This window comes from Peribacillus sp. SIMBA_075 (genome assembly GCF_046534585.1).
In genome coordinates this window covers 1-257 of sequence record NZ_JAWRYN010001003.1, presented here as the reverse complement: position 1 = coordinate 257, position 257 = coordinate 1, and the positions used below count along the sequence as shown (strand labels likewise).

At 34.6% G+C, this 257-nt stretch carries 1 protein-coding gene; it reads left to right on the top strand.

The window, feature by feature from the left end; translation table 11 throughout:
• A partial coding sequence (locus SB775_RS31300) for a POT-type proton-dependent oligopeptide transporter (protein WP_486360730.1) occupies positions 1-257 on the top strand: 257 nt, incomplete at both ends.

Sequence of the window (257 nt, the reverse complement as noted above, 5' to 3'; positions counted from 1 at the left end):
CTTTAATTTCTTAGCGCCTCGTTACTTAGGTACAATCGGAACAACTGTTGTCGGTAAACAATCTAAAGAGCAAAACGCAAAAGTAATTGAGAAAAAACCTTTAACACCACAAGAGAAAAAACGTACAGCTGCAATTTTAATTTTAACTTGTTTCGTTGTATTCTTCTGGGCAGGATTTGAACAAGCTGGTAGTTCTTTAACACTTTATACAGATAAATTCGTAGATCGTACAATTGGTGGATTTACAATTCCAACAC